At 71.9% G+C, this 22,746-nt stretch carries 22 protein-coding genes; 21 read left to right on the top strand and 1 reads right to left on the bottom strand.

The annotated features are described in order from the left end of the window. Positions 1-44 precede the first annotated feature (44 nt). The 9 genes from ACSYGO_RS05245 to ACSYGO_RS05205 all read left to right on the top strand — a co-directional run bounded on the left by ACSYGO_RS05245 (position 45) and on the right by ACSYGO_RS05205 (position 8,179). Positions 45-1,007, top strand: a complete 963-nt coding sequence (locus ACSYGO_RS05245) for a sugar ABC transporter substrate-binding protein (protein WP_435220799.1) — start codon at positions 45-47, stop codon at positions 1,005-1,007. Between the two features lie 222 nt (positions 1,008-1,229). Continuing rightward, the gene (locus tag ACSYGO_RS05240; RefSeq protein WP_426678430.1) at positions 1,230-2,141 is read left to right on the top strand and encodes a LysR family transcriptional regulator; all 912 of its coding nucleotides are present in this window, start codon (positions 1,230-1,232) and stop codon (positions 2,139-2,141) included. A 97-nt stretch (positions 2,142-2,238) separates the two neighbouring features. Next, positions 2,239-3,159: a VOC family protein gene (locus ACSYGO_RS05235; RefSeq protein ID WP_460385892.1), complete on the top strand. Its 921-nt coding sequence runs from the start codon at positions 2,239-2,241 to the stop codon at positions 3,157-3,159. 31 nt (positions 3,160-3,190) lie between these two features. After that, entirely contained in the window at positions 3,191-4,639 is a 1,449-nt protein-coding gene (locus ACSYGO_RS05230; protein WP_435220800.1) for an NAD-dependent succinate-semialdehyde dehydrogenase, read from the top strand. 6 nt (positions 4,640-4,645) lie between these two features. Beyond that, the gene (locus ACSYGO_RS05225) at positions 4,646-5,455 is read left to right on the top strand and encodes a fumarylacetoacetate hydrolase family protein (RefSeq protein ID WP_460385891.1); all 810 of its coding nucleotides are present in this window, start codon (positions 4,646-4,648) and stop codon (positions 5,453-5,455) included. After that, positions 5,452-5,823 carry a VOC family protein gene (locus ACSYGO_RS05220; protein WP_426678434.1) on the top strand — a complete coding sequence of 124 codons (372 nt, stop codon included), beginning with the start codon at positions 5,452-5,454 and terminating at the stop codon, positions 5,821-5,823. Before ACSYGO_RS05225 ends, ACSYGO_RS05220 begins: the two co-directional genes overlap by 4 nt. Positions 5,824-5,873: 50 nt before the next feature. Then, positions 5,874-6,659 (top strand): alpha/beta fold hydrolase, encoded by a 786-nt coding sequence (locus ACSYGO_RS05215; protein ID WP_426678435.1) that lies wholly within the window; start codon positions 5,874-5,876, stop codon positions 6,657-6,659. Then, positions 6,656-7,135, top strand: coding sequence for a GlcG/HbpS family heme-binding protein (locus ACSYGO_RS05210; RefSeq protein ID WP_435220803.1), 480 nt, complete (start codon positions 6,656-6,658; stop codon positions 7,133-7,135). Before ACSYGO_RS05215 ends, ACSYGO_RS05210 begins: the two co-directional genes overlap by 4 nt. Positions 7,136-7,138: 3 nt before the next feature. Next, entirely contained in the window at positions 7,139-8,179 is a 1,041-nt protein-coding gene (locus ACSYGO_RS05205) for a methionine synthase II (cobalamin-independent)-like protein (RefSeq protein WP_460385890.1), read from the top strand. A 50-nt stretch (positions 8,180-8,229) separates the two neighbouring features. On the opposite strand, the gene ACSYGO_RS05200 is transcribed toward ACSYGO_RS05205, so the two are convergent. Continuing rightward, the gene (locus ACSYGO_RS05200) at positions 8,230-8,517 is read right to left on the bottom strand and encodes a putative quinol monooxygenase (RefSeq protein ID WP_460385889.1); all 288 of its coding nucleotides are present in this window, start codon (positions 8,515-8,517) and stop codon (positions 8,230-8,232) included. 302 nt (positions 8,518-8,819) lie between these two features. Here ACSYGO_RS05200 and ACSYGO_RS05195 point away from each other — a divergent pair, with 302 nt between their 5' ends. From ACSYGO_RS05195 to ACSYGO_RS05140, 12 genes are all read left to right on the top strand, one after another. Beyond that, positions 8,820-10,268: an aldehyde dehydrogenase family protein gene (locus ACSYGO_RS05195; protein WP_460385888.1), complete on the top strand. Its 1,449-nt coding sequence runs from the start codon at positions 8,820-8,822 to the stop codon at positions 10,266-10,268. Between the two features lie 133 nt (positions 10,269-10,401). Next, complete coding sequence (gene lhgO, locus ACSYGO_RS05190; protein ID WP_426678440.1) at positions 10,402-11,613, top strand: L-2-hydroxyglutarate oxidase; 1,212 nt, start codon at positions 10,402-10,404, stop codon at positions 11,611-11,613. A 132-nt stretch (positions 11,614-11,745) separates the two neighbouring features. Beyond that, the gene (locus ACSYGO_RS05185) at positions 11,746-12,606 is read left to right on the top strand and encodes an amidohydrolase family protein (protein ID WP_460385886.1); all 861 of its coding nucleotides are present in this window, start codon (positions 11,746-11,748) and stop codon (positions 12,604-12,606) included. Between the two features lie 12 nt (positions 12,607-12,618). After that, entirely contained in the window at positions 12,619-14,343 is a 1,725-nt protein-coding gene (locus ACSYGO_RS05180; RefSeq protein WP_460385885.1) for a thiamine pyrophosphate-dependent enzyme, read from the top strand. Positions 14,344-14,362: 19 nt separating this feature from the next. Continuing rightward, entirely contained in the window at positions 14,363-15,472 is a 1,110-nt protein-coding gene (locus ACSYGO_RS05175; protein WP_460385883.1) for an Ldh family oxidoreductase, read from the top strand. 298 nt (positions 15,473-15,770) lie between these two features. Continuing rightward, positions 15,771-16,421 (top strand): GntR family transcriptional regulator, encoded by a 651-nt coding sequence (locus ACSYGO_RS05170; protein WP_426678444.1) that lies wholly within the window; start codon positions 15,771-15,773, stop codon positions 16,419-16,421. Positions 16,422-16,498: 77 nt separating this feature from the next. Continuing rightward, positions 16,499-17,287, top strand: coding sequence for a PIG-L deacetylase family protein (locus tag ACSYGO_RS05165; RefSeq protein WP_426678445.1), 789 nt, complete (start codon positions 16,499-16,501; stop codon positions 17,285-17,287). Further along, positions 17,284-18,012, top strand: coding sequence for a 4-carboxy-4-hydroxy-2-oxoadipate aldolase/oxaloacetate decarboxylase (locus ACSYGO_RS05160; protein WP_460385882.1), 729 nt, complete (start codon positions 17,284-17,286; stop codon positions 18,010-18,012). The genes ACSYGO_RS05165 and ACSYGO_RS05160 overlap by 4 nt, the downstream gene beginning before the upstream one ends. Next, positions 18,009-19,097 carry a 4-oxalomesaconate tautomerase gene (locus tag ACSYGO_RS05155; RefSeq protein WP_432186918.1) on the top strand — a complete coding sequence of 363 codons (1,089 nt, stop codon included), beginning with the start codon at positions 18,009-18,011 and terminating at the stop codon, positions 19,095-19,097. The genes ACSYGO_RS05160 and ACSYGO_RS05155 overlap by 4 nt, the downstream gene beginning before the upstream one ends. A 10-nt stretch (positions 19,098-19,107) precedes the next feature. Next, the gene (locus ACSYGO_RS05150) at positions 19,108-20,058 is read left to right on the top strand and encodes a catechol 2,3-dioxygenase (RefSeq protein WP_426678448.1); all 951 of its coding nucleotides are present in this window, start codon (positions 19,108-19,110) and stop codon (positions 20,056-20,058) included. A 346-nt stretch (positions 20,059-20,404) separates the two neighbouring features. After that, positions 20,405-21,730, top strand: coding sequence for an MFS transporter (locus ACSYGO_RS05145; protein WP_432186917.1), 1,326 nt, complete (start codon positions 20,405-20,407; stop codon positions 21,728-21,730). Positions 21,731-21,871: 141 nt separating this feature from the next. Then, positions 21,872-22,648 carry a GNAT family N-acetyltransferase gene (locus ACSYGO_RS05140; protein ID WP_426678450.1) on the top strand — a complete coding sequence of 259 codons (777 nt, stop codon included), beginning with the start codon at positions 21,872-21,874 and terminating at the stop codon, positions 22,646-22,648. Positions 22,649-22,746: the final 98 nt, after the last annotated feature.

Below are 22,746 nucleotides of genomic sequence, written 5' to 3'. Positions count from 1 at the left end.
TCCGCCCGCCCGTCACCGCAAAGACCCTTGAAAGGCCTTCCGCCATGAGACTTTCCGCCCGTTCCCGACAAGCGCTGTTCGCCGCCGTCGCCGGCACCACCCTGGTGCTCAGCGGTTGTGGCAAGGACAACGGAAGCGGCGCCGGCACCGGCACCGGCGACATCACCCTCGGGTTCGTCAACGGCGCCGACACGGAGTTCCACACGTGTCTGCAGAAGTCCGTCGAGGAGACGGCCGAGAAGAAGGGCGCCAAGGTCTACACGGCCAACTCCCACCAGAACGCCGGGACCGAGCTGTCCAACATCGAGGACATGATCGCCCGCAATGTGAGCGCGCTGATCGTGCAGACGGTCAACGTCGACTCGCTCAAGGGAGACATAGCCAAGGCGAAGGCCTCCGACGTCCCCATCTACCTGACGTCCGTGGTCACCAACGACGTGAACGACGTCCTCGGCGCGGCCGTCGTCGACCTCCAGAAGGTCGGCGCCATGGACGCCGACTGGGTCCGCAAGGACGCCGGCGGCAAGCACGTGCAGGTCGGCGTGATCGCGGGTGCGCCCGGCGCCGCGTCCGACCTGCTCGTCGGTGGCTTCACCAAGGAACTGCCGGCCACGGCCGAGGTGGTCGCGAACCAGCCCGGCATGTTCAACCCCGTGAAGGCCCAGGACGTCGCCGAGAACATGATCCAGGCCCATCCCGACCTGGACTACGCCTTCGTCGCCAACGAGGAGATGGGCTTCGCCGTCCGCAAGGCGTTCGACGCGGCCGGGGCGAAGGGCGTGAAGATCGTGACCGTCAACGGCACCGACAAGGGGCTGGCCGCGGTGAAGGACGGCCGCTTCTCGGCCACCGTGGCCAACTCGGCGGCGGCACTCGGCCGGACGGCGGTCGAGAACGCGATCGAACTCCTGGGCAACAAGAAGGTTGACAAGATTGCCAACATTCCTCTTCTCTTGGTCACCAAGGACAACCTGACCAAGGCCCCGGAGTACTGCCCCACGTCATAGCGCCCGCGTGGGGGCCGGTGCCTGTCTCACAGCGTCCTCAGCCGCCCGTCCACCCGCGTCGCCGGCATGTCCTGATAGGGCCGCTATGGGGACATTCCGGCCCCTCGTGACCTGCCCCCGGACCGCCGCCAGGCCGCGCTTCGGGTGACGTACCCGTACACCCGAACGACCGGCACCGCCGCCGGGGCCCACCCCTGGCAACCGTGGGCCACCGGAGGAAACATGGACCGCTTGCTCCTCATGCACAGCTTCGTCACCGTCGCGCAGATCGGCAGCTTCAGCGGCGCGGCCAAGAGGCTGGGCTCCTCCGGCTCCCTGGTCTCGCGTCATGTCGCCGAGCTGGAACGGCAGGTGGGCGTCCGCCTGGTCAACCGCACGGCACGCTCCGTGAGTCTCACCGAACCGGGGCAGCGGTACGCCGCGTTCGCGGCCCGCATCCTGGAGGAGATAGAGGCCGAGGACGCCGGAATCGCGCAACTCCACGACCGCGCCGAAGGAACGCTCAGCATCATCTGCCCCAAATGGATAGGAAGCCTCGACCTCGGCGACGCCATAGCGGCCTTTTCCGCGGCCCATCCGAAAATTCAGGTCCGCTTCGAACTCGGCGGCATGTCCGACCGGACGTACGACTTCCTGGACAGCGGATTCGACGTGGCCTTCCACACCCGGGACCTCAGGGACTCCAGCGTCCGTCTCAAGAAGATCGCCTCGCTGCCGTTCGTCCTGTGCGCGTCCAAGGACTACCTCGCCCGCAAGGGGCCGCTCACCGAACCGAACGGCCTCGCCCACCACGACTGCCTCGTGCACGTCAACGACCCCGTCTGGCGCATCGGCCACGGCCACGCGTCCACCCTGCACAAGATCCGCACCATCGCGTTCTCGTCCAACTCCTACATCGCGCTGCAGAAAGCTGCCGTGCACGGGCGCGGCGTCGGCCTGCTGCCGCAGCGCCCCGCGTACGACGACCTCGTCTCCGGCGCCCTCCAGGTGCTGCTGCCAGAACTGGCGGTGCCCGAGCGTCCGCTCTACGCGATCTACGGACCCGGGCAGGACACCCCGCGCAAGATCAGCGTATTCCTGGACTTCCTCACCGAGTGGTTCTCGCAGAATCCCATCCCGGCGATCCGGCCGTAGTCGCAAGAAACGATTGCACATTCCGTCGAGCCCGGAGCATTGAGGCTCTCGAGATCCGAAAACTACGCTCACCGGGCGACCCGCGAAACGAGGACCCATGGGAATCCAGAGAATCGAATCGGTCACCTACGGAATCGAAGAACTCGCCGAATGCGTCCGCTTCTTCGACGACTTCGGACTCCGCTTGGCCGAACGGACCAACGAGCACGCGGTCTTCGAGACGCTCACCGGCCAGACCCTCCGGCTCGACACCGTGCCCGGCCCGCTGCTGCCCCCGCCGGTGGAGGCCGGCCCCACCCTGCGCGAAGTGGTGTGGGGCGTGGACACTCCGCGTGAACTCGAACGGCTGGTCGCGGCGGGAGGCCGCGACCGGGCGGTACGGGAGGACGCCGCCGGTGTGTTCCACACGGTGGACGAGTCCGGGTTCGGGACCGGCCTGACCCTGGCCCGCCCCCGGACGGTGGACGTCACCCCACGGCCCGTCAACACGCTGGGCCGCGTGCACCGCTGGAACACCGCCCTGGCCCCGATCGCCCGCGTGCGGCCCCTGCGCATGTGCCACGTCGCCCTCAACATCCGCAAGGAGGGCCGGGAGGACGCCGTCGCCTTCTACACGGACCGCCTCGGCTTCCGGCCCACCGACGTGGTCGAGCCCATGGGCGTCTTCATGCAGGCACCCGGCGACGACGACCAGCACACCATGCTGCTGTGCCACCGCCCCGACCGGGCCGGCGTCAACCACGTCGCCTACGAGGTCCCCGGCTTCGACGACGTCGTCGAAGGCGGCAACCACATGATCGACCAGGGCTGGCGCGAGGCCCGCCGGCTCGGCCGCCACACCGTCGGCTCCAACGTCTTCCGCTTCCTGCACGCACCCTGCGGCGGCCGGGTGGAGTACGCCGCCGACATGGACCGGGTCGACGACTCCTACGAGACCCGCGTGCACGCGACCGCACCGCCGCACCACATCTGGGCGCTGCGCACCCACCGCGACCAGCAGGACACCCCCGCCTCCTGACCCGACAGCCAGCCTGAGAGGGCACCCACTCATGACCACCGACCACGGCTACCCCGCCGTCCGCATGTACATAGCGGGCGAGTGGTGCCAGGGCGGCACCGGACGTACCGCCCCGATCGTGAACCCCGCCACCGAAGAGGTCGTCGGAGACGTACCGCTCGCCACCGCCTCCGACCTGGACCGCGCCCTCGAAGCCGCGGCCGAGGGCTTCCGCGTCTGGCGCGACACGCCCGTCGCCCGGCGCACCGCCGTCCTGCACGCCGCCGCCGACCTGCTCACCGAACGCAGCGCCGACATCGGCCGCGTCATGACCCTGGAACAGGGCAAACCCCTCGCGGAGGCGACCGGGGAGGCCCGCCGCGTCGCCGACACCCTGCGCTGGCACGCCGAGGACGCGCGGCGCGCCTACGGCCGCATCATCCCCTCCGCCCCCGGCACCCTGCTGTCCGTACGGCGCGAACCCGTCGGCCCCGTCGCCGCCTTCGTCCCGTGGAACTTCCCCGCGGGCGGCCCCATGCGGAAGATCTCCTCCGCACTCTCCGCCGGATGCTCCCTCGTCATCAAGGCGTCCGAGGAGACCCCCGCGACCGCGGGCGCCCTGGTGCGCTGCTTCGCCGACGCCGGACTCCCGGCCGGTGTGCTCAACCTCGTGTTCGGTGAACCGGCGGAGGTGTCCGCCCACTTGATCGCCTCACCCGTCACCCGGCTCGTCGCCTTCACCGGATCGGTGCCCGTCGGCAAACTGCTCGCCGCCAGGGCGGGCGAGGTCATGAAGCCGTCCCTGATGGAACTGGGAGGCCACGCCCCCGTGCTCGTCTGCGCGGACGCCGACCCGGCGGTGGCCGCCCGCCGTGCCGCACAGGCCAAGTTCGCCAACGCGGGACAGGTGTGCACCTCGCCGAGCCGCTTCCTGGTCCACGACAGCCTGGTCGAGGACTTCACCGCCGAGTTCGTGAAGGCCGCCGAGGCCGTGGTCGTCGGCGACGGCCTCGTCGAGGGCACCACCATGGGACCGCTCGCCAACGAGCGCCGGCTCCGCGCGATGGAGCGTCTGACCGCCGACGCGGTGGGACGGGGCGCCACCGTGCGCACGGGCGGCGCACGCCTGGACCGGCCCGGCTACTTCTTCGCGCCGACCGTCCTGACCGACGTCCCGGCGGACGCCGGCCTCCTGCACGAGGAGCCGTTCGGCCCGCTCGCCCCCGTCCTCCCCTTCACCGACCTCGACGACGCGCTGCGCACCGCGAACCGGCTGCCGTACGGACTCGCCGCGTACGGCTTCACAGAATCGGCGGCCACCGCCGAGCGCCTGGTGCGCGAACTGGAGGCCGGGATCCTCTCCCTCAACCACTGCGGCGGCTCCGTCAGCGAGGCACCCTCCGGGGGCGTCAAGGAGAGCGGCTACGGCAGGGAGGGCGGGCCCGAGGCCCTGGACGCCTACCTCATCACCAAGCGGGTCTCGCACCTGCTGGCGGGCTGAGGAGCCATGAGGTACACCCGCGTCTCGGTCGGCGGGCGAGCGGTGTGGGGCCGTGTGGGGGAGGAGGACGTCGAACTCCTCGCGGAGTCCCCCCTGGAGGCCGCGCGGCGTCCTTCGTACCCCGAAGCCGGCCCGACCGTCATCGGCACCGTGCCGCTCACCACGGCGACCTGGCTGCCGGTCGTCGTCCCGCCCGTGTTCTACGCCGTCGGCATGAACTACCGGCGTCACATCGCCCACGCACGGGCCGTTCAGCCCACCCGCCCCGAAGTGGGCTACCGGGCCAACAACGCGCTCACCGGACATCGCGCAGCCATCGTCAGACCGGCCGGCGTACGGGGACGCTTCGAGGCCGAGCCGGAACTCGTCGCCGTCATCGGCCGCACCCTGCGGCACGCCACCCGGGAGGAGGCACGCTCCGCCGTGTTCGGTTGGACGATCGGCAACGACGTCAGCGCCCGCGCCTGGCAGCACGAGGACCGCACGTTCTGGCGCAGCAAGAACAGCGACACCTTCAAGCCGATGGGCCCCTGGATCGAGACCGACGTCGACGCCCTGGCCCAGACCACCACGCTCCGCGTCAACGGCGAGGTCCGCGCCGCGTTCCCCACCGGCGACATGGTCTTCGACCCCTTCGACTACATCGTCGAGATCACCCGGCACATCACCATGCACCCCGGCGACGTGCTGTGGATGGGCGCCGAGGCCACCTGCCAGATCGAACCGGGGGACACCGTCGACATCGAGATCAGCGGCATCGGCGTCCTGTCCAACACCGTCCGAGGAGAGACCACGGAAAGGCGTCAGCAGTCATGAGCAAGGAACCCCGCTACATCCACCACGTCAACTTCCCGACCACCGACCCCGACCGCACCGCCGCCTGGTACACGAAGGTCTTCGGGATGAAGCGCATCATGCCCAAGTCCAACACGCGTGTGGTGCTGATGACCCGCGGCAACTTCGACCTGCACTTCACCCCGGTCGAGGAGATGGAGCGCATGGCGCCCTACCACTTCGCCGTCGAGGTCGACGACTGGGACGAGTTCCTCGCCCACCTCGCCGAGCTCGGCATCCGGCACACCCGGCCGATCGAACGCCCCGAGAACCAGTCCAAGTTCTGCTACATCCACGACCCCGACCACACCATGATCGAGCTCGTCTTCCACGGCCGGCGCCCCGACTGAGCGCGCACCGCCCGGAGTTCAACCCCCAGTACCGCTAGGAGCTCACTCCCATGCCCCTCGCCGATTCCGACGGCACCTCCCTCTACTACGAGCGCCACGGCAGCGGCCCGGCGATCCTGTTCGTGCACGGCAGCGGCGGCAACCATGCCGCCTGGTGGCAGCAAGTGGCAGCGCTGCGCGACGAGTTCACCGTCGTCACCATGGACCTGCGCGGCTTCGGCAAGTCCGACTCGTCGATGCCCGAGTTCGACGGACAGGACTTCCCCGGTGACGTCGTCGCCGTGCTGGACGCCGAAAACCTCACCGACGTCATGGTGGTCGGGCAGTCCATCGGCTCGGTGGCGGCCCTCCGCGCCGGACTGCTCCGCCCCGACCGGGTCGGATCCGTCGTCCTCGGACACTCCCTCGGCGGCATCAGCCACCCCGAGCTGAGAGAACTGGCCGCCGCCGACCGGGCCGAGGCCGTCGGACTCCCCGTCATCGACCGCCTGCTCACCCGCCGCTTCCAGCGGGAGCACGCCGACCGCACCTTCCTCTTCCAGCAGATGGGCACCTTCAACGTCGCGCGGATGGCCGACCTGCGCAACCTCGACACCGACGGCCCCAGCCTGGACGACATCCGGGACTCGGGCCTGCGGGTGGCCTTCCTGCTCGGCGAGAAGGACGCCGTGCTCAGCGTGAAGACCGTGACCCGCGCCCACGAACTGCTGCCCGGCTCACTCCTGGAGATCGTCCCGGGCGCCCCGCACTCCATGTACTGGGAGGCGCCCGGCCCGTACAACCGCGCCGTGGCCCACCTGCGCCGCACCCTCACCGGACCGAAGGAACCAGCATGAACAGCCTCACCCTCGACGCGGCCGAGGAGATCGTCGACGCCGCCCTCCGGCACGCCCACGCGCTCGGGAAGGCCGTGAGCGTCGCCGTGGTCGACGCGGGCGGATTCGTCGTCAGCGTCCGCCGGTCGGACGGCGCGCGGCCCCTCACCCCCGACATCGCCCGGGCCAAGGCCTACACCGCGGCCGTCATGCAGCGCCCCGGCCGGATGCTGAAGAAGTGGCAGGAGAGCCAGCCGGTCTTCTTCTCCCAGCTCTCCCAACTGCCCGGAGCGGCCCTGCCCATCCTCGCCACCGAGGGCAGCGTCACGATCAAGAAGGACGGCGAGATCATCGGCGGCCTCGGCATAGCCGGCGGAACGGCGGACGAGGACCAGCAGGTCGCCGACGACGTCCTCGCATCCCTCGGCTACGAACTGGAGTTCGCCGCCTGGGGCGTGGCGGGCAACCCGGCCGGCAACACGGAGAAGGAGGCCTGAGCGATGGCGGACACCTTCAACTACCGCATCGACCACCACGGCAGCCTGGTCCGGCCCGCCGCCCTGCTGGCAGCGCGGGCCGCGGACGACCCCGCGGCCCTGGAGAAGGCGGAGGCCGAGGCGGTCGCGGCGGCGGTGGCCGACCAGCGCCGGCTGCGCTGCACCGTCGTCACCGACGGGGACTTCCCCAGGGAGGACTTCCGCAGCGCCGTCCTCGACGGCGTCCGCGGGTTCCGACGCACCGGGGAGGAGACCCCCGACGGGCTGCCGCGATGGGTGGCGCATTCCCTGCCCGAGGCCGACGGACCGCTCCTCGCCGACCGGGCCGGACGCCTCGCCGAACTCACCGCCATCGCGCCCAAGGCCTGCCTGCCGTCCCCGGCCTACCTCGCCGCGACCACCTTCGACCCCGGGCTCGCGACGTCCGGCGGCCCCGCCTCGGCCCGCGTACTCGGCGAGGCCCTCGCGGAGATCATCCACGCGGAGATCGAGCTGCTGGTCTCCCGTGGGGTGCGGTTGATCCAGCTCGACAACCCCTTGCTCCTCGGCCACGTGTCCACGGACCCGGCCGCCCCGGGGGCCCTCTCCTACGAGGACACCCTCGCGGTGGAGGCGTCGGCGGTACGGGCTGCGGAGCGTCCCGAGGGCGTACGGATCGGTCTCTGCCCCGGCTGGCGGGCACCCGCCGAGGTCGATACGGCGAGGCTGCGGCGTCTGTACGACGGCGTACCGGTGGACCGCTGGGTCCTGCCGTACGACCAGGGAACCGACGCCGAACTCGACCTCGTCAGGGCGTTGCCCGAGGACCGGGACGTGTGCCTGGGCGTCGTCGACGCGACGGTGCCCGACCTGGAGGACGTCGACACGGTGATGTCCCGCATCGACGCCGCCGCCGGGCTGAAGGACATCGAGGACATGGCCGTCGCGCCGTCCCGGGGCTTCGCCGCCACGGCGACGCGCCCGCTGCTGACCGTCGAGGACCAGCGCCGCAAGCTGGTGCTGGTGGAGACGCTCGCCCGCTACTGCTGGGGCAACGAGTTCTGAACCCCGGGCCGCGGGGGCCGGGAAGCGCGACCGCGCTTCCCGGCGGACCCTCAGAGCACCTCGGCGAAGGCCACCGTGCGCTCCGTCAGCAGCGGGAACACCCGTCCCACGACCAGCTCGCAGAAGTGCTCCGCCGCTCTGTGGGCGTCGAAACCGGCCCGGTCGGTGTACTGCTCGTACAGCACGAAGCTCCCCGCCCGCCCGGCCTCCGCGTGCACCTCGTACACGAGGTTCCCCGGTTCCTTCCGGGTGTGCTCGCGCATCGTCAGCAGCGCGGCACGCACCACCGCCTCGTCGGCGGGCTCGCAGCGGTAGTGGGCGATGACCGCGTACGCCATCCGTCTTCTCCTCACGGCTCCGACAGCGACGGCCGCTCTCCCGGCACCCGCTGTCCCGATGTCTCCTCACGGCTCCGGACGAAGGGCCTTCGCGGGCCGTCCGCGGGACACCGCGGCGCGGCCGAGAGGCCGTCCGGCCCGCCGATTCCAGCACGGATCGACCGCCCCGCGGCCCGCGCGCGGCGCAAGCAATGACTGCCCCCACAGGGCTGGTGACCCACCCCGACATGGTGTGTCGTCGCATCTCCCGGCCCTGTGCAGACCGCGGACCGGCGCCGCGGCGGACGAAGGAAGTGATCTCCATGCGAACCCTGGAAACCCTCTCCGGTGGGGAGTGGGTGACGACCGGTGAGTGGATCGACGTCCACGACCCGGCCGATCTGCGCGCCCCCGTCGCCCGCGTGCCCGCGCTGAGCGCCGCCGACGTCACCCGGGCCTACGACCACGCCGAGCGGGGCTTCACGACCTGGCGGCGCACCAGCCCGTTCGAGCGGGCCCGCATCATGACCGACGCCGCCCGGCTGCTGCGCGAACGCGTGGCGCGGATCGCCGAGGACCTGGCGGGCGAGATGGGCAAGACCCGGGCGGAGGCGACGGGGGAGACGGTCAAGGCCGCGGACTTCCTGGAGTACTACGCGGGCGTCGCCCGCCAGGGATACGGCACGCTCGTGCACGACGCACGTCCGGACACCCGTACCAGCCACCAGCGCGAACCCCTCGGGATCGTCCTCGCCGTCACCCCGTGGAACGACCCGCTGATCACCCCGGCCCGCAAGCTCGCGCCCTGCCTCGCGGCGGGCAACGCCGCGCTCCTCAAGCCGGCCACCGACACTCCTCAGGCCGCCCTGCACCTCGCCCGCGCCCTGCACGACGCGGGCCTGCCGCCCGGTGTCCTGAACGTCGTCACCGGCCGCGGCGCGCAGATCTCCGAGGCGCTCCTGTCCGACCCGCGCCTGGTCGCGTTCACCTTCACCGGCAGCAACGAGGTCGGCGAGGACCTGCGGGCCCGGCTCGCCGGCCGTAACGTCCGCTTCCAGGGCGAACTGGGCGGCAAGAACGCCACGGTCGTCCTCGCCGACGCGGACCTCACCGCCGCCGCCAGGGCCGTCGCCGCCGCGGGCTTCGCCCAGGCCGGACAGCGCTGCACCGCGACCAGCAGGGTCGTCGTGGAGCGGCCCGTGTACGAGGAGTTCACCCGGCTCCTGCTCGCCGAGACGGCCGCGCTGCGCATCGGGCCGGGCCTCGCCGAGGGCACCACCATGGGACCGCTGGTGAGCGCCCGACAGCGCGACGGCGTGCTCCGCGCCGTCGAACGCGCCGTCGAGCAGGGCGCGAAGGTCCTCGCGGGCGGCGACCGTCCGGCGGACGAGGCGCTGGGCCACGGCTGCTACGTCGACCCCACCGTGCTCGGTGACGTGAGCGACGACGTGGACATCTGGCACGAGGAGGTGTTCGGACCGGTTCTCGCCCTGCGCGCCGTCGACTCCTTCGAGGAGGCGGTGCGGGTGGTCAACGACTCCGACTTCGGCCTCGCCGCGGCGGTGTTCACCCGCGACCTGGGTGCCGCCCACCGCTTCGCCGAGGAGGCCGAGTGCGGCCAGATCGCCGTGAACACCACCACCTCGGGCTGGGACGTCCACCACCCCTTCGGCGGCTTCCGCGACTCCGGGTCGCCCTTCAAGGAGCAGGGCGAGGAGGCCCTGCGCTTCTACACCCGCGTCAAGACCGTCGCCGTGCACTTCGGTGCCTGACGGCGGGCGGCCCCGGCCGGGGGCTCGGCCAGGGGACGTCGCACGGCCCGGCGGCGACAGGGCCCGCACAGAACAACGCACGGCTGGAAACGGGGACTTCGCAGGACCCCGGCAAGAGAAGAGGAGGTAGCCGATGGCTGACGAGACGATCGGCGTCGTCGGCGCCGGCATCGTGGGCCTGGCCACGGCCCGCGAGCTCGCCCTGCGCCGCCCCGGCACCCGGGTCGTGGCGCTGGACAAGGAGCAGCGGGTCGCCGTCCACCAGACCGGTCACAACTCGGGCGTGGTGCACGCCGGGATCTACTACACACCCGGCAGCCTCAAGGCCCGGCTGTGCACACGGGGCATGGCGATGCTGCGCGAGTACTGCCGCGACCGGCACCTGCCGTACGACGAGTGCGGCAAACTCGTCGTCGCGGTCACCGAAGCCGAAGTCCCGCGCATGGAGGCCCTGTACGCCAACGCGCTGCGCAACGAGGTGCCAGGGCTGCGACGGGTCGGCGCACACGAGATCCGCGACATCGAGCCGTACGCCGAGGGCCGTGCGGGCCTGCACTCGCCGCGCACCGCCATCACCGACTACACCGCCGTCGCCCGGTCCTTCGCCGAGGACGTCGAGGCGTCCGGCGGGGAGGTGCGGCTGGGCTTCCCGGTCACCCGCGTCACCCGGCTCACCGGCGGCGGCATCGAAGTGGCCTCCGGACCCGAGACCCTGCGCGTGGACCGCCTCGTCCTGTGCGCGGGACTGCACAGCGACAGCGTCGCCGCACTGGCCGACGACGGCGACGAACCGCGCATCGTCCCCTTCCGCGGCGAGTACATGTCGGTCTCCGCCGAGAAGGCGCACATGGTCCGCGGCCTCATCTACCCCGTGCCCGACCCGCGTTACCCCTTCCTGGGGGTGCACTTCACGCGCCGCGTCGACGGCGCCGTGGAGGTCGGCCCCAACGCGGTCCTCGCCTTCGCCCGGGAGGGATACCGCCTCGGGGACGTCGATCCGCGCGAACTGAGGCGCATGGCGGCCTTCCCCGGCCTGTGGCGGCTGGCCCGGCAGCACTGGCGCACCGGCATCGGCGAGATGCGCGGCTCCTTGTCGATGCGGGCCTACATGAAGGCCGCCAAGGCGTACGTGCCCGGCATCGACGCGTCCGACGTGGTGCGCGGCGGAGCCGGTGTCCGCGCCCAGGCACTCGGCAGGGACGGCGCGCTGGTCGACGACTTCGTGATCCATCAGGCCGGCGGGGTCACGGCCGTCCGCAACGCGCCCTCGCCCGCCGCGACCTCGTCCATGGCGATCGCGGAGCACATCGCCGACACGGTCCTCGGCGACACCCGCGCAACCTGAACATGCCCTGCGTACAGGGCATTTCCGCGCAACAACTGCTTGCGCCCCCAGCGCTCCGCAAGAGCTCCGCGGCCGCCTAGCGTTCCCCGCGCACCACCCCACCACCCCCATCGAAGAGAGACGGTCACCGACATGTTCGTCGTCGACACCCAGATCCACATCTGGAAGGAAGAGACCCCGGACCGCCCCTGGGTCCCCGGCGCGCGTGAGCGCATCCGGCTCAACGGCCACCGGGAGGAGCCCTTCTCCTACGAGGAGGCCCTGGAGCTGATGGACGAGGCCGGCGTCAACCGGGCGCTGATCCTGCCGCCGTCGTGGGAGGGCAACCGGATCGACTACGCCCTGGAGGCCTGCGAGGCCCACCCGGACCGCTTCGGCATCATGGCCCGAGTCCCGCAGGACCACCCGGTCGAGGGCACCGCCCTGCTGACGGATTTCGCGCAGAACCCGCACGTCAAGGGCACCCGGCTCACCTTCCACCGGCCGCAGGACCGCAACTGGATGATCGACGGCACCAACGACTGGTACTGGCCCGTCGCCGAGGAGCTCGGCGTCCCGACCATGGTCCACGCCCCGATCTGGAAGCGTGAGCTCGGGCAGATCGCCGGGAAGCACCCCGCCCTGAAGATCATCATCGATCACATGGGGATCATGGCCCGCTGCGTGGACGACGCGATCGGCTACTGGGTCCAGGAGACCGCCGACCTGCACGTCCACCCGAACATCTACGTCAAGGTCTCGGCCCTGCCCGGCTATTCGACGCAGCCCTTCCCGAACAAGAACATCGAGAAGTACGTGCGCGAGATGGTGGACAGGATGGGCCCGCAGCGCTGCTTCTACGGCACCGACATCACCCGCCTGCTGGGCCACGGCATCACGTACACCGACACCATCGAGCAGTTCACCAAGCACTGGGACTTCACGCCCGACGAGCTCGAATGGATCATGGGCCGGGGTATCAGCGAGGTCCTCGACTGGCCGATCGAGGGCTGAGGACGTACCGAGATGACGGACACCAGGAATCCGGTGGGTGCCGACGGCGGCGACGCCCTCGTCTCCGCCTTCAACGCCGCCGGCGCCGACTACCTCTTCTGCTCGTCGGGCTCCGAATGGGCCCCGGTCTGGGAGTCGTTGGCCCGGCGGCACCGCGACGGCGAACCGGCCCCCCGGTACCTCGACCTCACCCACGAGACCGTGGCCGTCGGCATGGCCACCGGATACGGACTGATCACCCGCCGCCCGCAGGGTGTGCTCCTGCACGCGGCTCCGGGCCTGCTCCAGGGCTCGATGGCGGTCCACGGGGCGCTGCTGGCCGGTGTGCCCATGGTGGTCGCCTCCTCCGAGTCGACCAGCTACGGCGACGGGCCCGGCCCGGACCCCGGCGGCCAGTGGTACCGCAACCTGTCGGTCGTGGGCGGCCCGCACGCCATCGCGCGCCCGTTCACCAAGTGGTCCAACGAGGCCGCCGACGTGCACACCCTGCCCACGATGGTCACGCGGGCGGCCGAACTGTCCTGGCGGGCCCCCGCCGGGCCGGCGTACCTCAATGTCCCGCTGGAGATCCTCCTGGAGGAGTGGGACGGCCGCGAGGCCAAGCCGATCGTGCCGCCGGGCTCCACGCACAGCTCACCCGAAGAGGCCGACGCGGTCGCCCGGATGATCCGCGAGGCGGACAATCCCGTGATCGTCACGGAGACGGCCGGCCGGGAGGCGGGCGGCTTCGAGGCCCTCCTCGCCTTCGCCGAGGCCTGGGGCATCCCGGTCGTCGAGCCCGACTCCGCGGTGTGCGGCAACTTCCCGCGCACCCATCCGCTGCACGCGGGCGGCGACATCGGCCCGTGGATGGACGACGCGGACCTCATCCTCCTCGTCAACTGCCGGGCCCCGTTCTATCCGCCGAGCCGACGCCCCGCCAGGGCGCGGGTCGTGGTCATCGACGAGGTGCCGCAGCGCCCGCACATCGCCTATCAAGTGCTGTTCGCCGACCGCTACTTGGAGGGTGACGTCACCAACACCCTGCGCCAGCTCGCCAAGCGGGGCGAGGCGGTGCGGGCCGACGCGGCGGTCCGGGCCGCCGTCACCGCGCGGCGCGCGGCGCAGGTGGAGCGACATGCTTCCGAGTGCGCGGCGATCGCCACCGCGGAGGCGTCGGCGGCGCGGTCCGAGGGCATCGACCCGGTGCTCGTCGCCGCCACGCTGCACACCCTCCTCGACGGCCGGGACGCGATCGTCGTGGACGAGACCATCACCCACAGCCGCGTCGTCAGGCGGCATGTCCGGACGGCCGACCCGGACTCCTACTTCTATGTGCAGGGCGGGCTCGGCCAGGGCATCGCGGTCGCCCTCGGCGTCAAGCTCGCCGCCGGGAACCGGCCCGTGGTGCTCACCATCGGCGACGGCGCGTTCGCGTACAACCCGGTCGTCCCGTCGTACGACGCCGCCCGTGCCCACGACCTGCCGGTGCTGGTCGTCATCTTCAACAACCGTGTCTACAAGTCGATGAACCTCAACCACCGCCGCTTCTACCCCGACGGCGCGGCGGCCGACACCGGAGAGTGGCTCGGCACGGATCTGCGCCGGCTGCCCCGGCTCGCCCGGTTCGCCGAACCGTTCGGCATGCACACCGAGACCGTCGACACGCCGGACGCGCTCGCCCCCGCCCTGGAGCGCGCCCTCAAGGCCGTGGCGGACGGCACCACGGCCGTCGTCGACGTGCTCGTCACCCGCTGACCAGGAGGCACCCGCCACCATGTCCGACACCCCGACACCGCCCGCACCGGGCAAGGTCCTCGTCCCCGCCGAGGACCTGCGCACCTTCGCGGCCGCCCTTCTGGAGAAGGGCGGGCTCAGCGCCGAGCACGCCCGCACCACCGCCCACGCGTTCGTCTGGGCCGCCCTGCGCGGCATCGACTCGCACGGCATCGGACGTGTGCCCGCCTATCTCGACCTGCTCGCCAAGGGCGTGGCCAACCCGAGGCCCGAGCTCAGGGTCGAGTCCGCCACCCCGGCCGCGGCGGTCGTGGACGCCGACCGTGCGCCCGGCCCGGTCGCCCTCACCCTGGCCGCCCAGGAGGCCGTGAACCGTGCCAGGGCGGGCGGGATCGCCGCCGTGGGAGTGCGCCGCACCGTCCACACCGGCGCCGTCGGCCATTACGTCGCGAAGATCGCCGAACAGGGCCTGGTCGGCATCGCCTTCGTCGCCGGGATGCCCAACATGGGCTACACCGGCGTCAGGGGCGCCGCCGTGGCCACCAGCCCGCTCGCCGTCGCCGTCCCCACCGACGCCGCGTCGGCCCACGCACCCCTGCTCCTCGACATGGCCACCGCCACCGTCGCCCTGGGCCGGATCCGCGAGGCCAGGGCGAACGGCACCCCGTTGCCCGAGGGGGCCGCCGCCACCGAGGACGGCACGCCCACCACGGACCCGGAGAAGGCGGTCATGCCCCTGCCGCTGGGCGGTGCCAAGGGGTCGGGCATGTCGCTCGCCTTCGAGCTGCTCACCAGCGTGCTCGTCGGGGCGCCGATCTTCGCCGGCTTCCACTCGGACGACCCCGACGGCCGAAAGCACCGTCAGAACGCCCTGCTCATCGCGATCGACCCGGCGGCCTTCGGCGACGCGGACGCCTTCGCCGCGGCCGTCGGCACCACTCTGGGCACGCTCAAGAGCCTGCCGCCGGCGGACGGTGCCGAGGGTGTCTTCTATCCCGGCGAGCGCAGCGCCTCGGCCGCCGTGCGCCGGGCCGACGAAGGGGTGCCCGTCGCGCGGAAGGTGTGGCGCGAACTCACCCTGAGCGCCGAGCGGTTCGGCATCACGCCGCCCGTGACCGCCGCCACCCGAGCCGAACGGGCTCGTACCTGAGCCGACCCGTGCCGGGGCCGAGTGTTCCCGCGCGGCAGCCGGGTCGGCCCCGCCCTCGTGCAGAGCCGGCGGAGCCGACCCGCATCCGAGCCGAACAGCGGGGGCACGCCCGAAGCGTTCCACCCCGAGACGCCCGCCCGGTCCGCCGGAGCCGGGCGTCTTCGGCGTACACGGCCCTCGTCGACAAGGCGCCCCGCCGCTGCGCCGACAAGACGGTCGGCAAGATGCGAAACAAAATTGTTGACAATCTTGTTGGTCTAGATTTACGTTCGACAGGCACTCACTCAGGGAGGGCGCAATGCAGAAGGAAGCCCGTCCAGGCACCGGCGAGCAGGCCAAGCAGCATGCACTGGTGCAGCTGCGGCAGGCGATTCTGCGCGGAGAGATGGCACCGGCCCAGCGGCTGGTGGAGAACGAACTCGCCGAGCAGTTCGGTGTCACCCGGGCCAGCGTCCGGGCGGCGCTGATCGAGCTGGAGTCGGAGGGACTGGTCGAGCGGATCCGCAACCGCGGGTCCCGGGTCCGGGTCGTGACGGTCGAGGAAGCGGTGGCCATCACCGAGTGCCGCATGGCGCTCGAGGGGCTCTGCGCGGCCAAGGCCGCCGTCGAGGCCAGCGATGAACAGCTGGCCGAGCTGGCCGACTTGGGCGCGGCGATGACCAAGGCCGTCGCCGACGGCGAGCCGGTGACCTATTCCGAGCTCAATCATGAAGTGCACGCCCGCATCAGGGAGTTCTCCGGCCAGCAGACGGCCGTGGGCCTCCTGGAGCGGCTCAACGCCCAACTGGTGCGGCACCGCTTCCAGTTGGCTCTGCGGCCGGGGCGTGCCCAGCAGTCCCTGAGTGAACACCTGGCCATGATCGAGGCGATCTCGGCCAGGGACCCGCAGGCGGCCGAAGCGGCCGTCCGCGTCCACCTCGGCAGCGTGATCGACGCGCTGCGCGACTGACGCAGCGCGCGGCCGACGCGCGGTGCGGCGGACGGTCCGAGGTGGGCGCGCACCTGTCCACCAAGGAGATTTCTGCAATGACGCACGGCACAGCGCCTGCCTCGCCCGCGCCTCCGGCTCCGCCGGAGCAGGGGGAGACCCCGCCACGATCGACGCTGGTCGTCACCGCGCACGCCGGGGACTTCGTGTGGCGTGCCGGGGGAGCCATCGCCCTGGCCGCCTCGCGAGGGGAGAAGGTCACCGTCGCCTGCCTGACCTTCGGTGAGCGCGGCGAGTCCGCCAAGGCCTGGCGCGAGGGCAAGAAGCTGGAGGAGATCAAGGCGATACGCCGGGCGGAGGCCGAACGGGCCGCCGCCACGCTCGGCGCCGAGGTCCGCTTCTTCGACGCCGGCGACTACCCGCTGACCCCCACCGCCGAGCTGACCGACCTGCTGGTGGCCGTCTATCGCGACACGCAGCCCGACGTCGTCCTCACGCACCCGGCCGAGGACCCGTACAACGGCGACCACCCGGCCGCCCACCGCATGGCCCTGGAGGCCCGCGTCCTCGCCCAGGCCATCGGCTACCCCGGCCCCGGCGAGATCATCGGAGCACCGCCGGTCTTCTTCTTCGAACCGCACCAGCCCGAGATGAGCGGCTTCCGGCCCGAAGTCCTCCTGGACATCACCGAGGTGTGGGACACCAAGCGCAAGGCCATGGAGTGCCTCGGCGCCCAGCAGCACCTGTGGGACTACTACACCGACCTCGCCGTCCGCCGCGGCGTCCAGCTCAAGCGCAACGCCGGCCCCAACCTGGGCCTCGCCCACAGGACGATGGCCGAGGCGTACATGCGTCCCTACCCGCAGATCGCGAAGGAGCTGGCATGAGCGGCGTGATCGTCACCGACCCGCCGAAGGCGGACGCCGAGGAGGTCGAGGCGCTCGCCGCGTTCGGTGTCGCCACCGTGCACGAGGCGATGGGCCGCACCGGCCTGCTCGGCACCCACCTGCGCCCGATCCAGCAGGGCACGCGGGTCGCCGGCACCGCGGTCACCGTCCTCTCGTGGCCCGGCGACAACCTCATGATCCACGCGGCTGTCGAGCAGTGCGGCGAGGGCGACGTCCTGGTGGTCACCACCACCTCGCCCTCGACCGACGGCATGTTCGGTGAACTGTTCGCCACCGCGCTCCGGCGGCGCGGCGTGCGCGGCCTCGTCATCAACGCCGGTGTCCGGGACACCGCCGAACTGCGCGAGATGGGCTTCCCGGTCTGGTCCGCGGCGGTCAGTCCGCAGGGCACGGTGAAGGCGACGGGCGGCTCGGTCAACGTGCCGGTGGCGATCGGCGGCCAGATCGTCCGGGCCGGCGACGTGATCCTCGCCGACGACGACGGGGTGGTGTGCGTGCCCCGCGAGGACGCCCGCCGTGCCGCCGAGGCGTCGGAGGCCCGCGAGAACAAGGAGGCCGCCGCACGTGCCGCCTTCGCCGAGGGCCGGCTCGGCCTGGACCGCTACGGCCTGCGCGAGACCCTCGTACGGCTGGGCGTGTCCTACGTGCCCTACGAGGACCACGTCCGGGGTGCGACGCCCGGGCGGGGCGGAGCCCGGCCATGACCGCGCCCGAGGCGGTGCGCTGCATGCTCCTGCGCGGCGGCACCTCCAAGGGCGCCTATTTCCTGGCCGAGGACCTGCCCGCCGACACCGCCGCCCGCGACGACCTGCTGCTGCGGGTCATGGGCAGTCCCGACCCGCGGCAGATCGACGGCCTGGGCGGCGCGCACCCGCTCACCAGCAAGGTCGCCGTGGTCCGTGCCTCGGCGGACCCCGCGGCCGACGTCGACTACCTCTTCCTCCAGGTCGCCGTGGACCGGGCGGAGGTGAGCGACCGTCAGAACTGCGGAAACATCCTCGCCGGGGTGGGACCGTTCGCCGTCGAACGAGGACTGGTCGCGCCGGGGGAGGGCCGCACCCGCGTACGCATCCGCATGGTCAACAGCGGGGAACTGGCGGTCGCGACCTTTCCCACCGAGGACGGACGCGTCGACTACTCCGGGACCGCAGAGATCTCCGGGGTGCCGGGTACGGCCGCTCCGGTGGTGATCGAGTTCCCCGGGGGCGGCGGTCCGCTGCTGCCCACCGGCCACGCCCGCGACATCGTCGCCGGCACACCCGTGACCTGTGTGGACAACGGCATGCCGACCGTACTGATCGCCGCCTCGGCCGTCGGTGTCAGCGGCCACGAGACACCCAAGGACCTGGAGGAGGACCTCGCGCTCGCCGACCGGCTCCGGGAGATCCGCCTGGCGGCGGGCAAGCTGATGGGCCTCGGCGACGTCGAGGCCGCCACCGTGCCGAAACTGACCCTGCTGGCCGCGCCCCGGCACGGGGGCGCGGTCATGACCCGCACGTTCATCCCGGTGCGCTGCCACACCTCCATCGGTGTCCTCGGCGCCGCGAGCGTCGCCGCGGGGCTGCGCGTGGCGGGCGGTGTCGGGCAGCACGTGGCGCGGCTGCCCGCGACGGGGGACCGGCTGCGCATCGAACACCCCACCGGGTTCCTCGACCTCGAATCCGGCATCGAGTACGGCCGTGACGGCGCCGTACCGGTGGCCCGCCGCACCGCCGTCGTCCGCACCGCACGCAAGATCTTCGACGGCACGGTCTTCCCCCGGCCGTCCGGAGCCGCACAACACCCTTAAGGAGGCCCGCATGGCGCCGCCCCTCGGAGACATCGCCCACCTCGGGCACGTCGAACTGCTCACCCCTGACCTGGACGCCAGTGTCCGCTTCTTCACCGACTACCTCGGCCTGACCGAGAACGGCCGCTCCGGAGACTCCGTCCACCTGCGGACCTGGGACGACTACGAGCACCACAGCCTGACCCTCACCGCGCACACGACCCCCGGCCTGCGCCGCACCGCCCTGCGGGCGTCCGGTGAGGAAGCCCTGCACCGGCGGGTCAAGGAGATCGAGAACAGCGGTCGTCCGGGCCGCTGGGTGGAGGACGAGCCGGGCATCGGCCCGCTGTACGTGACCACCGATCCGGACGGCCACGAACTCGCCCTGTACTGGGAGAGCGAGTGGTACCGCGCGCCGGACGAGCTGAAGCCGGCCCTGAAGAACCAGCCGCAGGCCAAACCGGGCCACGGGGTGGGCGTACGGCGCCTCGACCACGTCAACTACCTGGCCGCCGACGTCGCGTCCAACGGAGACTTCGTCCGCGACGTCCTCGGCGCCCGCCCCACCGAGCAGATCCGGCTCGACAGCGGGCGGATCGCCGCCCAGTGGCTGACGTTCAGCAACAAGTCGTACGACGTCGTCTACACCGAGGACTGGACCGGCTCGAACGGGCGCCTGCACCACATCGCGTTCGCCACCGACACCCGCGAGGACATCCTGCGCGCCGCCGACCTGGCGATCGACACCGGCGTGTTCATCGAGACGGGCCCGCACAAGCACGCCATCCAGCAGACCTTCTTCCTGTACGTGTACGAGCCGGGCGGCAACCGGATCGAGCTGTGCAACCCGCTGACCCGTCTGGTGCTGGCTCCCGACTGGCCTCTCATCACGTGGACCGAGGACGAGCGGAAGAAGGGGCAGGCCTGGGGTCTGAGGACCATCGAGTCCTTCCACACCCACGGAACCCCGCCCGTCGACTGACCGCTTGAGCGGCGGGCCGGGCGCCCGCCGCGGGTTCCCTCATGGGCGACGGGCCGTCGGACGGCCCGTTCCGTGCCTCGTTCCGGCCGGGTCCGTGAGCGGGCGGCACGCTGCTTCGTGCTGCCCGCTCACGTCGTGACCTGGCTCTTCAGCTGTTTCTCAGTCGCCCGTGACAGGGTCGCGCGGTGGCCGAATCGTTTTCTGGATTGTTGACAAAAGCGTTGACACTTTCCGGGTGCGGTCCTTAGCGTCTGGCGCACCATCGGGTCAGCCGCACGAGCCGCGTCGACCCGCCTCACCGATCCCCCTTCCAGGGCCCACACCTCCTGGACGAGAGGAAACAACGATGTCCTCCTCCCTCGCCCTGCCCGCTCGCGGCGGCAGCAGACTGGCCGTGCTGGTCGTCGGCCTCTGCTGGCTGGTCGTCCTCTTCGACGGCCTGGACATGTTCATCTACGGCTCGGTCCTCCCGCACATGCTGGAGACCAAGGCGCTCGGCATCGACCCCGGCAAGGCCGGCGACGTCGGCTCCTACGCCACCTTCGGCATGCTGATCGGTGCCCTGTCCTCCGGCACCGTCAGCGACTGGGTCGGCCGCAAGAAGACGATCATCGCGTCCACCGCCGTCTTCTCCCTGGCCTCCGCCGTCTGCGCCGCGGCCGGCAGCCTCGGCGTCTTCAGCCTCGGCCGGTTCCTCGCCGGCCTCGGCCTCGGCGGCCTGCTGCCGAGCGCGATCACGCTGGTGTCCGAGTACGCCCCGCGCGGCCGGGGCGCGCTGATCGTCGGCTCCCTGATGACCGCCCACCAGGCCGGCGGCATCGTCGCCGGATTCGTGGCCCTGTGGACCGGCGACTGGCGGGTCTCCTTCTGGATCTGCGTGATCCCGCTCTTCATCGGCGTGCCGCTGGCCGCCAAGTACCTGCCCGAGTCGATGGCCTTCCTCCAGGCCAAGGGCCGTGACGCGGAAGCCCTGGCACTCGCCGACCGCTACGGCGTCGAGCCCACCGCCCGGGACGGCGAACGCCCGGCCGCCGCCGACCGCTTCGGCGCGGTCGCCGCCCTGTTCCGCGGCGGTCTGTGGATCCAGACCCTGCTCTTCTGGCTGGCCTCCTTCGGCGGCCTCCTCCTGGTGTACGGCGTCTCCCAGTGGCTGCCCTCGCTGATGAAGGCCAACGGCTACAACCTCGGCTCCTCGATCGGGTTCGTCATCGTCATCAACCTCGGCGGCATCGTCGGCATGCTCGTCGGCGGCCGGCTCACCGACCGGTTCGGCGGACCGCGCATCGCCGCGATCTGGTTCGGCGCCACCGCCGTCGGCGTCTACACCCTCAGCGTCCGCATGCCGCTGCCCCTCACCTACACCGTGGTCTTCCTGACCGGCCTGTTCCTCTTCAGCGCCCAGGCCATGATCTACGCCACGGTGGCCGCCCGCTCCAGCGACGACAACCGCGCCACCGCGGTCGGCTGGACCTCCGGCATGGGCCGCTTCGGCGCCGTCTTCGGCCCCTGGCTCGGCGGCCAGTTGCTCGCGACCGGCTCGACCACCGCGGGCTTCACCGCCTTCGCCGCCGCGGGCCTGTTCTCCCTGGTGTTCGTCAGCCTGACCGGGCTGCGCCGCGTCCAGCCCCCGGCCACGAGCGCCACCCGGCAGGAACTGACCGTCACCGGCTGACCGGAGGGGCGGGGGAGCGCGCCCGGGCGGGGTCTCACGGCCCCGCCCGGGCGCGTACGTGCCCTCGGGCCGGGCACGGCCGCCGCCCACAAGGTGAAATCCCCGTTGCCCCGGGCGGCTCCCGGGTGCTGGAGTGAGCCCATGGATCACGCTGCGGTACTGGCCCTGTTCGACCGGGACATGCGGGAAGGGGCGCGGCCCGACGCGCCGGGCGCGCGGGTCGAGCGCGCCGGCAAGGTGGTGCGCCAGACCGGCGCCGAACACGGCTGGAACGGAGTGGTCTGGTCGGACCTGGACGAGACGACGGCCGACGCGGCGATCGCCGACCAGATCCGCCACTTCACCGGACTGCGGCGGGAGTTCGAGTGGAAGCTGTACGGGCACGACAAGCCGGAGGACCTCGGGTCCCGGCTGCGCGCCGCGGGCTTCACCGCGGAACCCGAGGAGACCGTGATGGTCGCCGAACTGGGCGACCTGGCGCTGGACGCCGAACCGCCGGAGGGCGTACGCCTGCTGCCCGTCACCGACCGGGCGGGCGTGGACCTCGTGGCCGAGGTCCACGAACAGGCCTTCGGTACGGACGGCACACGGCTGCGCCACCAACTGCTCGCCCAGCTCACCGGCGACGCGGACACGGTCGTCGCCGTCGTGGCGCTCGCCGGCGACGTGCCGGTCAGCGCGGCCCGCATGGAGCTGCTGCCCGGAACCCGGTTCGCCGGACTGTGGGGCGGCGGCACCGTCGAGGCCTGGCGCGGCCGGGGCATCTACCGGGCACTCGTCGCCCACCGCGCCCGGGTGGCGGCCGACCGCGGCTACCGCTACGTCCAGGTCGATGCCTCCGGTCAGAGCCGCCCCGTCCTCGCCCGGCTGGGCCTCCAGCCGCTGACCACCACGACCCCGTACGTGTACGCGCCCTGAGGCGCTCCGGGCACGGACGCTCCGTGCCCGGAGGGTGACGCCCGGCCCCATGCGGGGGAGCCGCCCCGAGCGATGTCACATTCCGGCCCCCGCCGACC

This window comes from Streptomyces krungchingensis, assembly GCF_054729265.1.
Note: the sequence above shows the minus strand (reverse complement) of the source record. Positions and strands in the feature narration are given on the sequence as shown.

Bases quoted from the DNA above. Each gene is read 5' to 3' on its own strand.
- ACSYGO_RS05195 (WP_460385888.1), top strand. From the start codon at position 8,820: ATGCGAACCCTGGAAACCCTCTCCGGTGGGGAGTGGGTGACGACCGGT.
- ACSYGO_RS05175 (WP_460385883.1), top strand. From the start codon at position 14,363: ATGTCCGACACCCCGACACCGCCCGCACCGGGCAAGGTCCTCGTCCCC.
- ACSYGO_RS05180 (WP_460385885.1), top strand. From the start codon at position 12,619: ATGACGGACACCAGGAATCCGGTGGGTGCCGACGGCGGCGACGCCCTC.
- ACSYGO_RS05145 (WP_432186917.1), top strand. From the start codon at position 20,405: ATGTCCTCCTCCCTCGCCCTGCCCGCTCGCGGCGGCAGCAGACTGGCC.
- ACSYGO_RS05205 (WP_460385890.1), top strand. From the start codon at position 7,139: ATGGCGGACACCTTCAACTACCGCATCGACCACCACGGCAGCCTGGTC.
- ACSYGO_RS05215 (WP_426678435.1), top strand. From the start codon at position 5,874: ATGCCCCTCGCCGATTCCGACGGCACCTCCCTCTACTACGAGCGCCAC.
- ACSYGO_RS05245 (WP_435220799.1), top strand. From the start codon at position 45: ATGAGACTTTCCGCCCGTTCCCGACAAGCGCTGTTCGCCGCCGTCGCC.
- ACSYGO_RS05210 (WP_435220803.1), top strand. From the start codon at position 6,656: ATGAACAGCCTCACCCTCGACGCGGCCGAGGAGATCGTCGACGCCGCC.
- ACSYGO_RS05150 (WP_426678448.1), top strand. From the start codon at position 19,108: ATGGCGCCGCCCCTCGGAGACATCGCCCACCTCGGGCACGTCGAACTG.
- lhgO (WP_426678440.1), top strand. From the start codon at position 10,402: ATGGCTGACGAGACGATCGGCGTCGTCGGCGCCGGCATCGTGGGCCTG.
- ACSYGO_RS05155 (WP_432186918.1), top strand. From the start codon at position 18,009: ATGACCGCGCCCGAGGCGGTGCGCTGCATGCTCCTGCGCGGCGGCACC.
- ACSYGO_RS05240 (WP_426678430.1), top strand. From the start codon at position 1,230: ATGGACCGCTTGCTCCTCATGCACAGCTTCGTCACCGTCGCGCAGATC.
- ACSYGO_RS05165 (WP_426678445.1), top strand. From the start codon at position 16,499: ATGACGCACGGCACAGCGCCTGCCTCGCCCGCGCCTCCGGCTCCGCCG.
- ACSYGO_RS05140 (WP_426678450.1), top strand. From the start codon at position 21,872: ATGGATCACGCTGCGGTACTGGCCCTGTTCGACCGGGACATGCGGGAA.
- ACSYGO_RS05185 (WP_460385886.1), top strand. From the start codon at position 11,746: ATGTTCGTCGTCGACACCCAGATCCACATCTGGAAGGAAGAGACCCCG.
- ACSYGO_RS05220 (WP_426678434.1), top strand. From the start codon at position 5,452: ATGAGCAAGGAACCCCGCTACATCCACCACGTCAACTTCCCGACCACC.
- ACSYGO_RS05225 (WP_460385891.1), top strand. From the start codon at position 4,646: ATGAGGTACACCCGCGTCTCGGTCGGCGGGCGAGCGGTGTGGGGCCGT.
- ACSYGO_RS05170 (WP_426678444.1), top strand. From the start codon at position 15,771: ATGCAGAAGGAAGCCCGTCCAGGCACCGGCGAGCAGGCCAAGCAGCAT.
- ACSYGO_RS05200 (WP_460385889.1), bottom strand. From the start codon at position 8,517: ATGGCGTACGCGGTCATCGCCCACTACCGCTGCGAGCCCGCCGACGAG.
- ACSYGO_RS05235 (WP_460385892.1), top strand. From the start codon at position 2,239: ATGGGAATCCAGAGAATCGAATCGGTCACCTACGGAATCGAAGAACTC.
- ACSYGO_RS05230 (WP_435220800.1), top strand. From the start codon at position 3,191: ATGACCACCGACCACGGCTACCCCGCCGTCCGCATGTACATAGCGGGC.
- ACSYGO_RS05160 (WP_460385882.1), top strand. From the start codon at position 17,284: ATGAGCGGCGTGATCGTCACCGACCCGCCGAAGGCGGACGCCGAGGAG.